The organism is Hypericibacter adhaerens (genome assembly GCF_008728835.1).
Lineage (GTDB): Bacteria > Pseudomonadota > Alphaproteobacteria > Dongiales > Dongiaceae > Hypericibacter > Hypericibacter adhaerens.
On the sequence record NZ_CP042582.1, the window covers coordinates 3,761,765 to 3,776,898 of the forward strand.

11 protein-coding genes are annotated in these 15,134 nt (G+C 67.8%); 6 read left to right on the plus strand and 5 right to left on the minus strand.

The features are described 5' to 3' along the window. Nucleotides 1-49 precede the first annotated feature (49 nt). The 3 genes from FRZ61_RS16670 to FRZ61_RS16680 are packed head-to-tail and all read left to right on the plus strand — an operon-like array spanning nt 50 to nt 4,046. Nucleotides 50-1,066 carry an ABC transporter permease gene (locus FRZ61_RS16670; RefSeq protein WP_151118792.1) on the plus strand — a complete coding sequence of 339 codons (1,017 nt, stop codon included), beginning with the start codon at nt 50-52 and terminating at the stop codon, nt 1,064-1,066. A gap of 2 nt (nt 1,067-1,068) precedes the next feature. Beyond that, nucleotides 1,069-1,977, plus strand: coding sequence for a D,D-dipeptide ABC transporter permease (ddpC, locus tag FRZ61_RS16675; protein WP_151118793.1), 909 nt, complete (start codon nt 1,069-1,071; stop codon nt 1,975-1,977). Then, entirely contained in the window at nt 1,977-4,046 is a 2,070-nt protein-coding gene (locus FRZ61_RS16680; protein ID WP_151118794.1) for a dipeptide ABC transporter ATP-binding protein, read from the plus strand. Before ddpC ends, FRZ61_RS16680 begins: the two co-directional genes overlap by 1 nt. Nucleotides 4,047-4,160: 114 nt before the next feature. Here the strand turns inward: FRZ61_RS16680 and FRZ61_RS16685 are convergent, their stop codons facing one another. Further along, complete coding sequence (locus FRZ61_RS16685; RefSeq protein ID WP_151118795.1) at nt 4,161-5,615, minus strand: M81 family metallopeptidase; 1,455 nt, start codon at nt 5,613-5,615, stop codon at nt 4,161-4,163. 227 nt (nt 5,616-5,842) lie between these two features. Between FRZ61_RS16685 and FRZ61_RS16690 the strand changes: the two genes are divergently transcribed. Next, the gene (locus tag FRZ61_RS16690; protein WP_151118796.1) at nt 5,843-6,829 is read left to right on the plus strand and encodes a zinc-dependent alcohol dehydrogenase family protein; all 987 of its coding nucleotides are present in this window, start codon (nt 5,843-5,845) and stop codon (nt 6,827-6,829) included. A gap of 45 nt (nt 6,830-6,874) precedes the next feature. Here FRZ61_RS16690 and FRZ61_RS26665 read toward each other — a convergent pair whose 3' ends face one another. Continuing rightward, nucleotides 6,875-7,552 carry a type II toxin-antitoxin system RelE/ParE family toxin gene (locus tag FRZ61_RS26665; protein ID WP_225308854.1) on the minus strand — a complete coding sequence of 226 codons (678 nt, stop codon included), beginning with the start codon at nt 7,550-7,552 and terminating at the stop codon, nt 6,875-6,877. 211 nt (nt 7,553-7,763) lie between these two features. On the opposite strand from FRZ61_RS26665, the gene FRZ61_RS16705 reads away from it, so the two are divergent. Then, entirely contained in the window at nt 7,764-10,214 is a 2,451-nt protein-coding gene (locus FRZ61_RS16705) for a GcvT family protein (RefSeq protein ID WP_151118797.1), read from the plus strand. Between the two features lie 29 nt (nt 10,215-10,243). Next, nucleotides 10,244-11,149: a 5'-methylthioadenosine/S-adenosylhomocysteine nucleosidase gene (locus tag FRZ61_RS16710; RefSeq protein ID WP_151118798.1), complete on the plus strand. Its 906-nt coding sequence runs from the start codon at nt 10,244-10,246 to the stop codon at nt 11,147-11,149. Nucleotides 11,150-11,289: 140 nt separating this feature from the next. Here the strand turns inward: FRZ61_RS16710 and FRZ61_RS16715 are convergent, their stop codons facing one another. From FRZ61_RS16715 to FRZ61_RS16725, 3 genes are read right to left on the minus strand one after another with little or no spacing between them, the layout of a single operon-like run. Further along, nucleotides 11,290-11,883: a sarcosine oxidase subunit gamma gene (locus FRZ61_RS16715; protein ID WP_191909066.1), complete on the minus strand. Its 594-nt coding sequence runs from the start codon at nt 11,881-11,883 to the stop codon at nt 11,290-11,292. Beyond that, entirely contained in the window at nt 11,876-14,854 is a 2,979-nt protein-coding gene (locus FRZ61_RS16720) for a sarcosine oxidase subunit alpha family protein (protein WP_151118800.1), read from the minus strand. The genes FRZ61_RS16715 and FRZ61_RS16720 overlap by 8 nt, the downstream gene beginning before the upstream one ends. Beyond that, entirely contained in the window at nt 14,851-15,132 is a 282-nt protein-coding gene (locus tag FRZ61_RS16725) for a sarcosine oxidase subunit delta (RefSeq protein WP_225308855.1), read from the minus strand. The genes FRZ61_RS16720 and FRZ61_RS16725 overlap by 4 nt, the downstream gene beginning before the upstream one ends. Nucleotides 15,133-15,134: the final 2 nt, after the last annotated feature.

Genomic DNA, 15,134 nt, shown 5'->3' on the forward strand with positions numbered 1-15,134 from the left:
TTCCACTCGTGGTCTTGGTCGACACAGGAGCAAAGAAAACACCACCGCCATGTCCTTCCTGAACATCGTCCGCCGCCGGCTGCTGCTGCTGGTCCTGGTCGTCGTCGGCGTCTCGATCGTCACCTTCGTGATCTCGCACATGATCCCGGGCGATCCCGCGCGGATGATGGCGGGCGATCGCGCCTCCAACGAGCTGGTGGCGGCGATGCGCGCCAAGCTCGGCCTCGACCGGCCGCTCTATGTGCAATATCTCAGCTACGCGCGCGACCTGCTGTCGGGCGATCTCGGCATCTCGATCCGCACCCAGCGTCCGGTCGCCGACGACATCGTCCGTTTCTTCCCCGCCACCATCGAGCTGGCGCTGGCCGCCATGGTCTTCGCCATCGCGCTCGGGATTCCCCTTGGCGTCATCTCCGCCGTGGCCAAGGACCGCGCCATCGACCAGGTCACCCGCACCCTTTCCGTCACCGGCATCTCCACCCCCGCCTTCTGGCTGGGCCTCCTGCTGATCTACCTCTTCTACGGACGGCTCGAATGGCTGCCGGGCTCGGGGCGCATCGACAGCGCCCTCACCCCGCCTCCCTTCGTCACGGGCTTCTATACGCTGGATGCCGCTCTGGCCGGCAACGGCGCCGCCTTTGTCAGCGCGGTCAAGCATCTGCTGCTGCCGGGCATCACGCTGGGCTTCCTCCATCTGGGCATCGTCACCCGTCAGATCCGCTCCTCCATGCTGGAGGTGCTGACCGAGGACTATATCCGCACCGCCAAGGCCAGCGGCCTGTCGCGCCGGCGCATCCTGTTCGATCATGCGCTGCGCAACGCCCTCATCCCCTCGGTCACCATGATCGGGCTCGCCTTCGGCGACCTGCTCTATGGCGCGGTGCTGACCGAGACGGTCTATGCCTGGCCCGGCATGGGCAACTATGTCGTGCAGTCGATCAACGCGCTGGATTTCCCGGCGATCATGGGCTTCACCGTGGTCGCCTCGACCGCCTATGTGCTGCTCAATCTCGTGGTCGATCTCACCTACATGTTCCTCGACCCGCAAATCCGGGGCGTGGGCTGACCATGGCCAGCGACAGCACCGCGCCCCTCACGCCGGGACCCACGCCAGCTGTCGCCGCGCCCGCGGGCCGGATCGATTTCGCCTATATCTGGTATCAGCTCCGCGGCAGCCCGCTGACGCTGATCGGGCTCGGCATCATCCTCTTCGTGCTGCTGGTGATGCTGCTCGCCCCCTGGATCTCGCCCTACGATCCCAACGCGCTCGACTTGCGCGCGCGGCTCGCGGCACCGGGCGCGATGCACTGGCTCGGCACCGACCAGGTCGGCCGCGACCTGCTCTCGCGCATCATCTGGGGTTCGCGCGTCTCGGTCACGGTCGGTATCGCCATCGTCTTCTTCTCGATGAGCATCGGCACGGTGCTGGGCGCCTTCTCGGGTCTCGTGGGCGGCAAGACCGACACCGTCATCATGCGGTTCATGGACGTGCTGCTCTCCTTCCCCTCCTTCGTGATGGCGATGGCGCTGGCGGCGGCGCTGGGACCCGATCTGATCAACGCCATGCTGGCGATCGCCGTGGTGCGCATCCCGTTCTATGTCCGCCTCGCGCGCGGCCAGGCGCTCTCCTTGCGCGAGCGCGCCTATGTGAAGGCGGCGGTCACCTTCGGCGCCTCCAGGCGCCAGATCGTGCTGCGCCACATCATCCCCAACGCCATGGCGCCCATCATCGTCCAGAGCACGCTCGATATCGGCGGCGCCATCCTGACCGCCGCGGCCCTGAGCTTCATCGGGCTCGGCGCGCAGCAGCCGACGGCCGAATGGGGCGCCATGGTCAGCAGCGGCCGCGATTTTCTCCTCGACCAGTGGTGGTACCCGACCTTCCCCGGCCTGGCGATCCTGGTGACGGCGGTGGGCTTCAACCTGCTGGGCGACGGGCTGCGCGACATCTTCGATCCCCGGCTCAAGGGCAAGTGATGGCCGAGACCGCTTCCATCGCCGGCACGGTAAATGCAGGAACGGCGCCGGGGCCCATCGTCGAGATCCACGAGCTCTCGCTCGAGTTCGCGACCTATCGCGGTGCCGTGCGGGCGCTCGACCGGGTCTCGCTCACGGTCGGCCCCGGCGAGATCGTGGGGCTGGTGGGCGAATCCGGCAGCGGCAAGTCCGTGACGGCCCTTTCCGTGATGCGGCTCCTGCCGCCCCACGCCGCCCGCATCGCCGAAGGCCGCGTGGCGCTGCTGGGACAGGATGTGGCGAACGCGCCGGAAGCGACGCTCGAGGATATACGCGGCCGGCTCGCCTCGGTCGTGTTCCAGGAGCCGATGAACGCGCTCAATCCCACCATCCGGATCGGGCGCCAGATCACCCAGGTCATCCGGCGCCACGAAGCCGTCACCGAGGCCGAAGCGCTGACCCGGGCGGAAAAGCTGCTCACGGAGATGCAGGTTCCGGACGCCCGGCGCGTGATGCGGAACTATCCCTTCGAGCTCAGCGGCGGCATGCGCCAGCGCGTGCTGATCGCCATGGCCTTCTCGTGCAATCCCAAGGTGCTGATCGCCGACGAGCCGACCACGGCGCTCGACGTGACCGTGCAGGCGCAGGTGCTGGCCCTCTTGCGCGAGCGCGCCCGCGAGCGCGGCATCTCGGTGCTCTTCATCACCCACGATCTGGCGGTGGTGGCACAGCTCTGCGACCGGGTCTATGTGATGTATGCCGGCAAGGTGGTCGAGGAAGGACGCACCGAGGCGGTGCTGAAACGGCCGCTGCATCCCTATGCCCGCGCTCTGCTCCAGGCCCTGCCGGAGTTCGTGGCGCCGAAACAGCCCCTCGCTTCGATTCCGGGCACTGTGCCCAACCTCATTCATCCGCCGGAGGGCTGCCGCTTCCAGCCGCGCTGCGGCTTCGCCTTCGAGCCTTGCGGAGCCTCGCCGCCACTGATCGCGGGGCCCGAGGATTCTCGCCACCGCGCCGCCTGCTGGCTGTTGCGGGAGAAGCGCGCGACCGCCGCCACGGCTCCCCTCGCGCCCTCGATAGCCGCCCCTCGAACCAGGGCCGGCGGCGAGCCGCTGCTGCGGTTCGAGACGATCCATATGCGCTTTCCCATCGGTGCCAACTGGCTCGGCCGCCCCCAGGCGCATGTCCATGCGCTCAACGGCGTCGATCTCGAGGTCCGGCGCGGCGAGACGTTGGGCATCGTCGGCGAATCCGGCTGCGGCAAGAGCACGCTGGGACAGGTCGCCATGGCGCTGCTGAAGCCGAGCGAGGGCCGGGTGCTGTTCGACGGCGCCGATCCCTGGGGCCTGAACGAGGCCGGGCTTCGGAAGCTGCGCCGCCGCTTCCAGATCGTGTTCCAGGATCCGCAATCCTCGCTCGATCCGCGCATGCCGGTCTGGCGGGTGATCACCGAGCCGCTCGGCATCGGCGAGCGCCGGCCGCGACGCTGGCTGAAGGATCGCGCGGCTTCCCTCGCCGAGCAGGTGGGCTTGCGCCGCGACCAGCTCGACCGTTTCGCGCACGAATTCTCCGGCGGCCAGCGCCAGCGCATCGCGATCGCCCGGGCGCTCGCTCTCGAGCCGGACCTGATCGTGCTCGACGAGCCGACCTCGGCGCTCGACGTCTCGGTCCAGGCACAGATCCTCAACCTGCTGATGGAGCTGCAGGCGCGCCTCAGCCTGACCTACCTGTTCGTCTCCCACAACGTCTCGGTCATAAGGCATATCGCCGACCGGGTCGCGGTGATGTATCTGGGCCAGGTGGTGGAAGCGGGCCCGACCGCTTCGCTGCTCGCGCGTCCCGCTCATCCCTATACGCGGGCGCTGCTCGCGGCCGTGCCCACGCTCGATCGCGGCGCGGCGATCGTGGCGCCGCTGCGCAACACGGAACTGCCGAGCGCGGTCAACCTGCCCTCGGGCTGCTTCTTCCGCGAGCGCTGCCCGCTCGCCACCGCCGGCTGCGAGCGTCCGCAGTCGCTGCAACCGACCTCGCAGCCCGACCGGCTCGCCCGCTGCCAGCGCGCGGAGGAGCTGCTGACGGGGAAGGTTTAGGAAGAGGCCAAGCCCTCGGCCTTTCCTTTTCTGTCATGCCCGGACTTGATCCGGGCATCCAGGGCCATCGCGCTCGATGCCCTGGATTGCCGGGTCAAGCCCGGCAATGACAGGCTACGCAAACGGATTCGCCACCTTCGGCCAGTAGGGCCGGGTGATGTTGCGGTAAGGGATCGCGGCGAAGTCCTTCGTCAAGGCGCCGGGGGCCGCGGCGTAGAGCACGCGGGCTGCGATGGGCGCATAGCCGGCATGGAAATGCTGGGTCGATTTCACGATCACGAGCTTGCGGTTCGAGAGATCGATGCCGAGCTTGGTCATGCCCTCGGGATGGAACACCTGGGTGCGGAGCGTGGTCAGCACCAGATCGATGCCCCGGGCCGAGACCCAGACCGAAGGGCCCATCGGATCGGGCGCCTCGCCGAAGCGCTGGGTCACCTGGTCGGCCACGGCGCGCACCGTCACCCTGAGATCGACCGGATCGCCCGAGGCCGGCCCGCATTTGCCGCCGACGCGCAGGTCGAGATTGGCGCCCACGCCCGCATCCATGCAGAACCGCACCGCGATCGGGTCCCAGTAATAGCCGGTCGCCACGTCGGTGATGCCGCGATCGAGCATGCGGCGCAGGAAGAAGGTGGAATCGCCGGGCGCGCCGCCGCCGGCATTGTCGGTCACGTCGGCGATCACGACCGGGTTGCCGTTATGCGCGAGGCCTTCGTCCAGCGATTCGTCGACGGTGAGGAACCGAGGCGCGATCTTCTCCCGCATGGCGAAGACCTCTTGGCCCAGCTCTCTCGCCAGCTTGTCGGCCTTGGTCCGGTCGCCATCGGCCACGACCAGCGTCTTCACGCCCTCGTCCTTGACGTCGCCATAGGGAAAGCCGTGGCCGAGCGAGACCGAGAGGATCCCGTCCTTGCCTTCGAGCGCCTTCATCTTGTCGACGAAGCCGCGCAACGGCTGCTCGGTGGTGCGGAAGGTGCCGATCATGCGGCAATCGAAAGCCGCCATGACCGGCTTGGTGCGCCCCTTGGCGGCGTCCTCGCAGAGCGCGAACAGCTCGGCCGCGCGCTCGGGGATGTCGACATGCGGATATTCCTTGTAGGCGACCAGTGCCGTCGCCTGCGTCACCATCGCCTCGGTGATATGGCAATGGAGATCGAGCTCGCCGCCGACCGCGGCCTTGGGCCCGACGATCTGGCGCACGCGGGTGAGAATGTCGCCTTCGCAATCGTCATAGCCGTCCGCGACCATCGCGCCGTGCAGCGCCAGCAGCACGACATCGACCGGCATGGCCGCGCGCACGCCGTCGAGGATCTCGTCGCGCAGGGTCTCGTAGGCGGCGCGCGTGATCACGCCCGCGGGCTCGGCATAGCTGCAGAGCCCTTCCACCACCTCGTGGCCTTTCGCCTCGGCCAGCCGGCGCCAGACGAAGAGCTGGGCGGAGCAATAGTTCTCCGGCCGTTTCGTGGCGTCGCCATGGGCCAGGAACCCGTCCTCGAAGCCTTTGATGCTGGTGGGGATCGGCGAGAAGGTGTTGGTTTCGGTGTCGAGGCCGGCAATGAAGACGCGCATGATGATCCCTTCCAGGCAAAGCCGATCGGCGGTGCGGGGGAGAATAATCGCCGCGCCGGGCGGAGTCACCCGGCCAAGGGTGGGAACCAAAGGCGCACCGGTTGGCGTTCAGGCCTCGGGTTCAGTGTGACCGAGGCGCGCATCCCCAAGCCGGCCGGGATCGCTATAATTGGCGCGGCCGGCCCTGCCGACAGGCTCCATCAACGGCTTTCCGAGGAACCCCGCCCATGCGCGCGATGATTCTGGAGAAACCGCAAAGCGCGCTCAGGCTGCAGAACCGCCCGGGTCCGCCGCAGCCGGGACCGCACCAGGTGCTGATCCGGGTCCATGCCTGCGGCGTCTGCCGGACGGATCTTCATATCGTCGATGGCGAGCTGACCGAACCCAAGCTGCCGCTGGTGCCGGGCCATGAGATCGTCGGCACCGTCGCCGCGGTGGGCGCCGGCGTGGAGCGGCTGCGCGAGGGCGACCGGGTCGGCGTGCCCTGGCTGGGCTCGACCTGCGGGGAGTGCGACTATTGCCGCAGCGGCCGCGAGAATCTCTGCGCGCGGGCCCGTTTCACCGGCTATCAGATCGATGGCGGCTTCGCCGACTACACGGTCGCCGACGAACATTTCTGCTTCCCGATCCCCGCGGGCTTCGGCGATGTCGAGGCGGCGCCCCTGCTCTGTGCCGGCCTGATCGGCTATCGCGCGCTCCGGCTCGCCGGGGATGCGCCTCGCCTCGGTCTCTATGGCTTCGGCGCCGCCGCGCATATCGCCATCCAGGTGGCGCGCCATCGCGGCCAGCAGGTCTTCGCCTTCACCAAGCCCGGCGACAGCGAGGGCCAGGATTTCGCGCGCAGCCTGGGCGCCGTCTGGGCGGGCGGGTCCGACGGCCCGCCGCCCGAGCCGCTCGATGCGGCCCTGATCTTCGCCCCCGTCGGCGCGCTGGTGCCGGCCGCCCTCCGGGCCACGGCCAAGGGCGGCACGGTCGTCTGCGCCGGCATCCATATGAGCGACATCCCGAGCTTCCCCTACCGGATCCTGTGGGAGGAGCGCATGGTCCGCTCGGTCGCCAATCTCACGCGCCGGGACGGTGAGGAGTTCCTCGCCATCGCCCAGAAGGTCCCGGTGCGCACGACGACCACGGCCTTCCCGCTGCCCGAAGCCAACGAGGCCCTGACGCGGCTGCGCGACGGCCGCATCGAGGGCGCGGCGGTGCTGGTGCCCTGAGGGAAGCGAAAGTCGCGATCCGGAAAACCGGGGGCGGAGGGAAAGTTACGCAGCCTTCACGACGCGCGCCCTGATCTCGACGCCCAGCTTCTCGCGCAGCACCTGGAAGATGGCGGCGAGATTATCCATGCTGGGATTGCCCTGGCTCGACAGCATCCGATGCAAGCTCTTGCTGGGCTTGGCGGTCTCGAGCGCCAGCGCTTCGAACCCCACCGTTGCGTTGACGAGATCCCGCAGAATGAGACGCGCCGGTTCCGGCTCCCCATTGAGGAACAAGGTTGCCGCTTCGTCCAGCAGCGCCCTGGCAAAGGCCGGATCGCGCTTGGCCCGATCGGCAACCGTCTGCTTGAATTCGCGTGTCAAAGCCATGGGGGTCACCCTTTTGGTTCCCGGCTTGCGTGCCGATGCCTTACGAACCTTGTACTCCGAGAACATCGCCTTCGCCCGCTCGATATCGGCCTGTTGGCGCTTTTTGGTGCCGCCGCCCAGCAGGATAACGAGTGTTTCACCGTCTTTCGCCAGATAGACGCGATAACCCGGTCCCCAATCGATACGGCATTCGGCGATCGTGCCGATCCATTTCACGTTCGAGACAATTCCTGTTTCCAGGCGCAGGACGGCCGTCGCCACCTTGGCCGCCGCTTGCGAATCGAGGTCATCGAACCAGTCTCGATAAGGACTGGACCCGTCTGTGCGGACATATTCGACGACGGTCAATTTCATCGATTATATGGTAACATATAGGTTACTATCAAGAGGTGAATTATGGGCCGATGACAGCCGAGCTTAGCATGGGAGTTGGCCTCCAAAGCAGCGTCTGGAACCGCCTTGACCCGCCGAAAGCCCCCGACGCATTCTCCCGGGCGCCGGGGCTGGTGACGCCCGGCCTTCCCCCGTTCGGCTCCCAGGCGGCTTTCAGGAAAGAACCACAGGCATGAAATCGCATACCCAGGTCGCCGTGATCGGCGGTGGCGTCGTCGGCTGCAGCGTGCTCTATCACCTGACCAAGGCCGGCTGGAAGGACGTGGTGCTGATCGAACGCGACCAGCTCACCTCGGGCTCGACCTGGCATGCGGCGGGCGGCTTCCACACCCTCAACGGCGACCCCAACGTCGCCAAGCTCCAGGGCTACACCATCGGCCTCTATGACGAGCTCGAGAAGATCTCGGGCCAGTCCTGCGGGCTGCATCGCTCGGGCGGGCTCATGCTGGCCGACACGCACGAGCGCATGGAATGGCTCAAGATGGCCCATGCCCGCGCGCGCTATCTGGGCCTCGAGACCGAGCTCCTGACGGCCAAGGAGGCGCAAGACCTGTTCCCGCTGATGGAGGCGAAGCATTTCGTCGGCGCCATGCTCGACAAGGCCGACGGCAATCTCGACCCCTCCGGCACCACCCATGCCTATGCCAAGTCCGCGCGCATCAATGGCGCCGAGATCTATCTCAAGACCCGCGTGACCGAGCTCAAGGCCCGCAAGGACGGCGGCTGGGACGTTATCACCAACCAGGGCAATATCCGCGCCGAGCATGTCGTCAATTGCGGCGGGCTCTGGGCCCGCGAGGTCGGCCGCATGGTCGGCATCGAGCTGCCGGTCCTCGCCATGGAACATATGTATCTCGTGACCGACGAGATGCCCGAGGTCGTCGCCTTCAACAAGGCGCGCGGCCACGAGCTGCCGCATGCGATCGATTTCAAGGCCGAGATCTATATGCGCCAGGAGCGCAGCGGCATGGTGCTCGGCACCTATGAGAAGGATTGCCGCCCCTGGCAGCCGCGCCAGACGCCCTGGGATTTCGGCACCGAGCTGCTCGAGCCCGACCTCGACCGCATCGCCCCCTCGCTCGAGCTCGGCCACAAGCATTTCCCGGCCATGGCCAAGGCCGGCATCAAGCGCATCATCAACGGCCCCTTCACCTTCTCGCCCGACGGCAATCCGCTGGTGGGCCCGGTCCAGGGCCTCAAGAACTTCTGGTGCGCCTGCGCCGTGATGGCGGGCTTCAGCCAGGGCGGCGGCGTCGGCCTCGCCCTCTCGCAATGGATGGTGAACGGCGATCCGGGCTTCGACGTCTGGGCCATGGACATCGCCCGCTTCGGCGAATGGGCGACGCGCTCCTACACCAACGAGAAGGTGCGCGAGAACTATTCCCGCCGCTTCTCGATCCGCTTCCCCAACGAGGAGCTGCCGGCGGCCCGCCCGCAGCAGACCACCTCGCTCTACGACGTGATGATCGCCCAGGGTGCCGTCATGGGCGACAGCTGGGGCCTCGAGACGCCGCTCTGGTTCGCGCCCAAGGGTGTCGAGCCCAAGGACATCGTCTCCTTCCACCGCTCGAACGACTTCAAGCATGTGAAGGCGGAGTGCCTGGGCGTGCGCAACGGGGTCGGCGTCACCGAGATCGCCAACTTCGCGAAATACGAGTTCAAGGGCCCCGGCGCCGAGGCCTTCCTGTCGCGGCTCATGACCAACAAGATGCCGCGGACCGGGCGCCTCATCCTGACGCCGATGCTCAATCCCGAGGGCAAGCTGATCGGCGACTTCACCATCGCCAAGGCCCAGCCGGACAAGAATGGCGACGAGCGCTTCCTGATGTGGGGCTCGAGCCAGGCGCAGAAATACCATATGCGCTGGTTCGAGAAGCATCTGCCCGCGGACGGCTCGGTCGCGGTGCACCGCTTCGACATGGGCCTGGTCGGCCTCTCCATCGCCGGACCCAAGTCGCGCGAGCTCCTGCAGCGGCTGACCGACGAGGATGTCTCCAATACCGCCTTCAAGTTCATGGACCACCGCGCCATGGATATCGCCAACCTGCCGGCCATGATCAACCGCGTCACCTATACGGGCGATCTCGGCTACGAGATCTGGGTGGCGCCGGAATATCAGCGCCGCCTCTTCCTGGCGATCCAGGAAGCGGGCCGGGATCTGGGGCTCATCAATTTCGGCATGCGGGCCCTGCTCTCGCTGCGCCTGGAGAAGAACTTCCCCACCTGGTATCGCGAACTCCGTCCGATCTACGGGCCTTTCGAAGCGGGCCTCGACCGCTTCATCGATCTCACCAAGAACGACTTCATCGGCCGCGAGGCGGCGATGAAGGAGAAGGAAAGCGGCGGCAAGCTCCGGCGCGTCACGATGGTGGTCGATGCCGCCGATGCCGACGTGCTGGGCGACGAGCCGATCTGGCACAAGGGCCAGGTCGTCGGCTGGGTGACGTCGGGCGGCTACGGGCATTATGTCGACAAGTCGCTGGCCCAGGGCTATGTGCCCCGGGTGCTCGCCGGCGACACCGGCGCCCACGCCTTCGAGATCGAGATTCTCGGCGACCGCCGCAAGGCGACCATCGTCGCCGAGCCGCTGTTCGATCCCGAAGCGAAGCGGATGCGGGCCTGAGAGTCGCGCATCCCTGGAAGATGACCCCGATGCTGAAGCGGCTGGCGGCCGCTCTGACTCTGTTCTGCCTCGCTTTCGGCGCCCCCGCCTTCGCCGCGGAGACGCTCGATGCGACGCCGCGCACGGCCGTCATCTCGGCCTTCCCGCCGGAATGGACGCTGCTGCAGCAGGCGCTGCAGGACCGGAAAGACCACGACCTCGCCGGCATGACCTTCGTCACCGGCACCATCGAAGGCAAGCCGGTGCTGCTGTTCCTGAGCGGCATCAGCATGGTCAATGCGGCCATGACGACCCAGCTCGCCCTCGATCATTTCGCGGTCGAGCGGATCGTCTTCTCCGGCATCGCCGGCGGGGTCGATCCCGGCCTCGAGATCGGCGACGTGGTGATCCCCGAGCGCTGGAGCGAATATCTCGAAGCGGTCTTCGCCCGGGAGAAGGATGGCGGCTATGAGCTGCCGGACTGGGCCGACAAGCCGGATGCCCATTTCGGCATGATCTTCCCCCAGCCCGTGAAGATCCTGCGCAAGGACAATCCCCGGGAGGAGCATGACTGGTTCCCGGTCGACCCGGCGCTTCTCGCGCTGGCGAAGACCGTGGCCGACGGGATCACGCTGCAGAACTGCGCCGCGCAGAACTGTCTCGACCATCGGCCGAAGATCGTGGTCGGCGGTAACGGGGTCTCGGGTCAGGCTTTCGTCGACAACAAGGCGTTCCGGGAATATGTGCTGGAGGCCTTCGACGCCAAGGTCCTCGACATGGAATCGGCGGCGGTGGCCCACGTGGCCTATGTCAATGGCAAGCCTTTCATCGCCTTCCGCAGCCTTTCCGACCTCGCCGGCGGCGGCGAAGGCGAGAACCAGATCCGGACCTTCTTCCAGCTCGCCTCGGACAACGCGGCGACGGTGGTGAAGGCGTTCTTGAAGGCGCTGCCCTGAACGGAAGGACGAAGCGCTGTTGCACGCGCGCTCGTCACCCCCGCGCAAGCGGGGGCCCATCTTGATCCAGCGTACCAAGCTCAGAGTTGGATCCCCGCTTGCGCGGGGATGACGTTCGGCGCACTTGGGCCACAACGTCCCTACTTCACGACATCATATCCCACCGGCAGCGCCGCGTCGGTGAGCCATTCCCAGATCGAGTGGGCGAAGGTGCGCATCGCGTAGATCTCGTAGCGCTCGGCGCCCGTGCGATGCACCAGCACCGGCGTGTGATGCAGGCCGGTCAAAGCGAACTGGCCGATCTTGAAGACGGCCGGATCGAAATCGAGCGGGATGCCCTTGGCCAGCACCGCCCGCGCCGCGGCGCCCTCGATGAAGATCCGCGTGCGGCTGTGGGAGAGCGGCAGGATCGAGCCGACGCTGGGCGCGATGGACGCCGACAGCCTGGCCGCAAGCTCGTCGTTCTCGGGACCGAGAACCCAGAAATGCTCCGGCCCGACGCGCATCAGCGTGCGGCCCTGCGCCGTCACCGCCTCGCCGACCTTCGCCGGCAAGCTCGTGCCGACCGCGCCGGACAGCGCCGCCTCGAAGGCCGCGGCCTCGGCCGGGAACCCCGCCGCCTGGACCAGCGACCAGCCCCTGACCTCGCCGATTTTCACGCTGCGATCGCCCGCGGCGCCGTCGCGGCCGCCCTGCTGCAGGTCCTTCGCCAGCGCCGATCGCCGCTCAAGCATAGAGGCGCTCTCCCTTGGGATCGATGAAATGCGGCGAGACGATGCGCGCGCGCACCTGCTCATTCTTCACCGGATAGGCGCAGAGGATCTCCGCGCCCTCATGGCGCAGGCCGCCGCTGAAGAGGCCGAGCGCGATATATTTGTTGAGCTCGTTCGACCAGGTGACCGAGGTGATGTAGCCGCGGCCATGACCTTCGATCTTGTCCTCCTTGAGGAACAGGATCGAGCCGCCGCGCAGGCGCTTGTCGGGCTCGAGGCATTCGATCCCGACCAGGCTCCAGCGCTCCGGCGCCTGCAGCAGCGGGCGGAAGCGCAGCGCCTTGCCGACATAGTCCTTTTCCTTGCCCGCCATCCTGCCGAGGCCGAGATCGTCGAGCGAGGTGCGATGGTCGAGCTCGAGGCCGGCCACATGGCCTTTCTCGATGCGCAGCGAGGCCAGCGCCTCGAGCCCGTAGGGCTTGATGCCGAGCGGCTGGCCGGCCTTGAGGATATGCTCCCAGAGCGCGATGCCATTGTCGGCCGGCGTATAGACCTCGTAGGCGAGCTCGCCCGAGAAACTGAGCCGGATCAGCCGCACCGGCGCGCCGTCATGGGTGAATTCGAGCGCGCCCATATAGGGAAGCCGGTTGTCGCCGACATCCTGGCCGGGGAAGGCCAGCGCCAGCGCCTGGCGCGCCTTGGGACCCGAGACCGCCATCGCCGCCCATTCGTCGGTCAGCGAGGCGACATGCACCTTGAGCTCGGGCCAGGCCGTCTGCAGCAGGAACTCGACCCAGGACATGACCTCGCCGGCCTGCGCGGTCGTGGTGGTCATGAAGAAGCGGGTGTCGGAGAGGCGCGTGGTGGTGCCGTCGTCGAGCACCAGCCCGTCATCGTTCAGCATCACGCCATAGCGCGCCTTGCCGACCGGCAGCTTGGCGAAGCCGTTCACATAGAGGCGGTTGAGGAACTCCGCCGCATCGGGGCCTTGGACGTCGATCTTGCCGAGCGTCGAGACGTCGGCGATGCCCACCCCATGGCGGACGAGATCCATTTCCTTCACATAGGCCGCGGCGGCGTCCTTGCCGGCCCAATCGTAGTACCAGGCGCGCAGCCAGGGGCCGGCCGGCGTCATGGCGCCGCCATTCGCCAGATGCCAATCGTGCAGCGGCGAGAGCCGCACGGGCCGGAAATGGTGGCCGACGCTGCGCCCGGCGATGGCCCCCAGCGCCACCGGCGAATAGGGCGGGCGGAAGGTGGTGGTACCGGCCTCGGGAATGCTCACGTCGCGCAGGCCCGCCATGATCGCGAGCGCGTTGATGTTGGCGGTCTTGCCCTGGTCGGTGCCCATGCCGAGCGTGGTGTAGCGCTTCAGATGCTCGACCGACTGGTAGCCCTCCTGATGGGCCTGGACGATGTCCTTGACCGTCACGTCGTTCTGGAAATCGACGAAGGCCTTGCCCTTGGCCGCCGACAGACTCGGCCATTGCGGCGCGACCGCGTAGCGGTCGGCGCCCTCGATCGCGGGCGACGGCACCGCGCGGGCGCCAGTGCCATGGCCGGCATGATCAGCCGCCTGGGCGCCGGCTTCGGCGCCCTCGCGGATCGCGACCGCCAATCCGAAGCTGCCGAGGACGGCACCCGCCCCGAACTGCCCCTTGGCGAAGCCGCCCGGCACGAAGGCCGCGATCTCGTCGCGATAGACCGGCTTGATGCCACCATGCGAGGTCAGATGCACGGACGGCGACCAGCCGCCCGAGACGCAGACGAGATCGCAGGACCTGAGCTCGCCGGCATCGGCCCGGCCGACCGGCCCCAGCCGCGCGCCGGTCACGGTCTTGCCGCCCGCGACATCGAGAATGCCCGTGCCAGCCCGAAGCTCGATGCCGTGTTTCGCCGCCGCCGCCTGCAGGCTCTCGTCGATCTCGCCGCGCAGATCGGCGATCGTGACCGCGAGCCCGTTCGCCGCCAGATCGAAGGCGGCGCGATAAGCGCTGTCATTGTTGGTGGCGACGATGGCACGCCGGCCCGCCGCCACGGCATAGCGGTTGAGATAGCTGCGCGCCGCCGAGGCCAGCATCACGCCCGGCCGGTCGTTGTTGGCGAAGACCAGCGGCCGTTCGATGGCGCCGGTCGCGAAGACGATGGCGCGCGCGCGCAGCGTGACGGTCACCTGCCGCGCCTCGCCCTTCTTGGGATCGGGCGAGAGGTGATCGCGCCGCTCGAGGAGCGCCACGGTGTTGCCGTCATAAAGGCCGAAAGCCGTGGTGCGGGTCAGGATCCGGACATTGGGCAGGGCCTCGAGCTCGGCCTTGCGCTGGGCGAGCCAGGGAGCGCCGGCGCTCTCGGCCGGCTCCGACAACAGGCTGCCGCCGATCTCCGAATCCTGCTCCACCAGCAGCACGCGCGCGCCGCTTCGGCCTGCGGCCAACGCCGCAGCCAGGCCCGCCGGCCCCGCGCCCACCACCAGCACGTCGGCGAAATCGTGGCGCGTCTCGTAGCGGTCGGGATCGGGCACGTAGCTGCCTTCGCCCAGCCCCGCGGCTTTGCGGATATGAGGCTCGTAGACCATCCAGGAGCCGCGCCGCGGCCCCATGAAGGTCTTGTAGTAGAAGCCCGCGGTCAGCAGCGGCGCCGCCAGCGAGTTGACCGCCCTCAGATCGAACTCGATCGAGGGCCATCCGTTCTGCCGCCGCGCGACGAGGCCTTCGACCAGATCGGTCATGGTCGAGGGGATGTTCGGCTCCCGCCGCCCGCCCTCGCCCAGCGTCAGGAGACCGTTGGGTTCTTCGATCCCCGCCGCCATCAGGCCGCGCGGGCGGTGATATTTGAAGCTGCGGCCGACCAGCGCCACGCCATGGGCGAGCATGGCCGAGGCCAGCGTATCGCCGGCGAAGCCCGTGATCCGCTCGCCATCGAGCGTGAAGGACAGCGGCCGGCTGCGATCGATGCGTCCGCCCTGCGGCAGGCGGTGGGAACTGCCCTTCATCATCGGCCGGCTCCGCTCTTGGAAGCGGCGTCGCGCGCCGGGACCGCCTTGCCCACAGCGTTGGTCGCGGTGTCGCGCTCCAGCACCAGCCATTGCCGGCAGCCCAGCACATGCTGCCAATATTCGCGCGTCGGGCCCTTGGGATTGTCGAACAGGAAGACATGGTCGTGCCAGGTCTTCAGGTCGCCCGTGCCGGGCGCCGGCCGCGTCTTGACCTCGCTGCCATAGCGGAACTCGCTATAGTCGCGCTCGCCGCACCAGGGGCAGGTGATCCTCAACATTC

What these genes read in the sequence shown, in the direction of transcription:
- FRZ61_RS16670 (WP_151118792.1), top strand. Translation starts at nt 50, where the DNA reads ATGTCCTTCCTGAACATCGTCCGCCGCCGGCTGCTGCTGCTGGTCCTG.
- ddpC (WP_151118793.1), top strand. Translation starts at nt 1,069, where the DNA reads ATGGCCAGCGACAGCACCGCGCCCCTCACGCCGGGACCCACGCCAGCT.
- FRZ61_RS16680 (WP_151118794.1), top strand. Translation starts at nt 1,977, where the DNA reads ATGGCCGAGACCGCTTCCATCGCCGGCACGGTAAATGCAGGAACGGCG.
- FRZ61_RS16685 (WP_151118795.1), bottom strand. Translation starts at nt 5,615, where the DNA reads ATGCGCGTCTTCATTGCCGGCCTCGACACCGAAACCAACACCTTCTCG.
- FRZ61_RS16690 (WP_151118796.1), top strand. Translation starts at nt 5,843, where the DNA reads ATGCGCGCGATGATTCTGGAGAAACCGCAAAGCGCGCTCAGGCTGCAG.
- FRZ61_RS26665 (WP_225308854.1), bottom strand. Translation starts at nt 7,552, where the DNA reads ATGAAATTGACCGTCGTCGAATATGTCCGCACAGACGGGTCCAGTCCT.
- FRZ61_RS16705 (WP_151118797.1), top strand. Translation starts at nt 7,764, where the DNA reads ATGAAATCGCATACCCAGGTCGCCGTGATCGGCGGTGGCGTCGTCGGC.
- FRZ61_RS16710 (WP_151118798.1), top strand. Translation starts at nt 10,244, where the DNA reads ATGCTGAAGCGGCTGGCGGCCGCTCTGACTCTGTTCTGCCTCGCTTTC.
- FRZ61_RS16715 (WP_191909066.1), bottom strand. Translation starts at nt 11,883, where the DNA reads ATGCTTGAGCGGCGATCGGCGCTGGCGAAGGACCTGCAGCAGGGCGGC.
- FRZ61_RS16720 (WP_151118800.1), bottom strand. Translation starts at nt 14,854, where the DNA reads ATGATGAAGGGCAGTTCCCACCGCCTGCCGCAGGGCGGACGCATCGAT.
- FRZ61_RS16725 (WP_225308855.1), bottom strand. Translation starts at nt 15,132, where the DNA reads ATGTTGAGGATCACCTGCCCCTGGTGCGGCGAGCGCGACTATAGCGAG.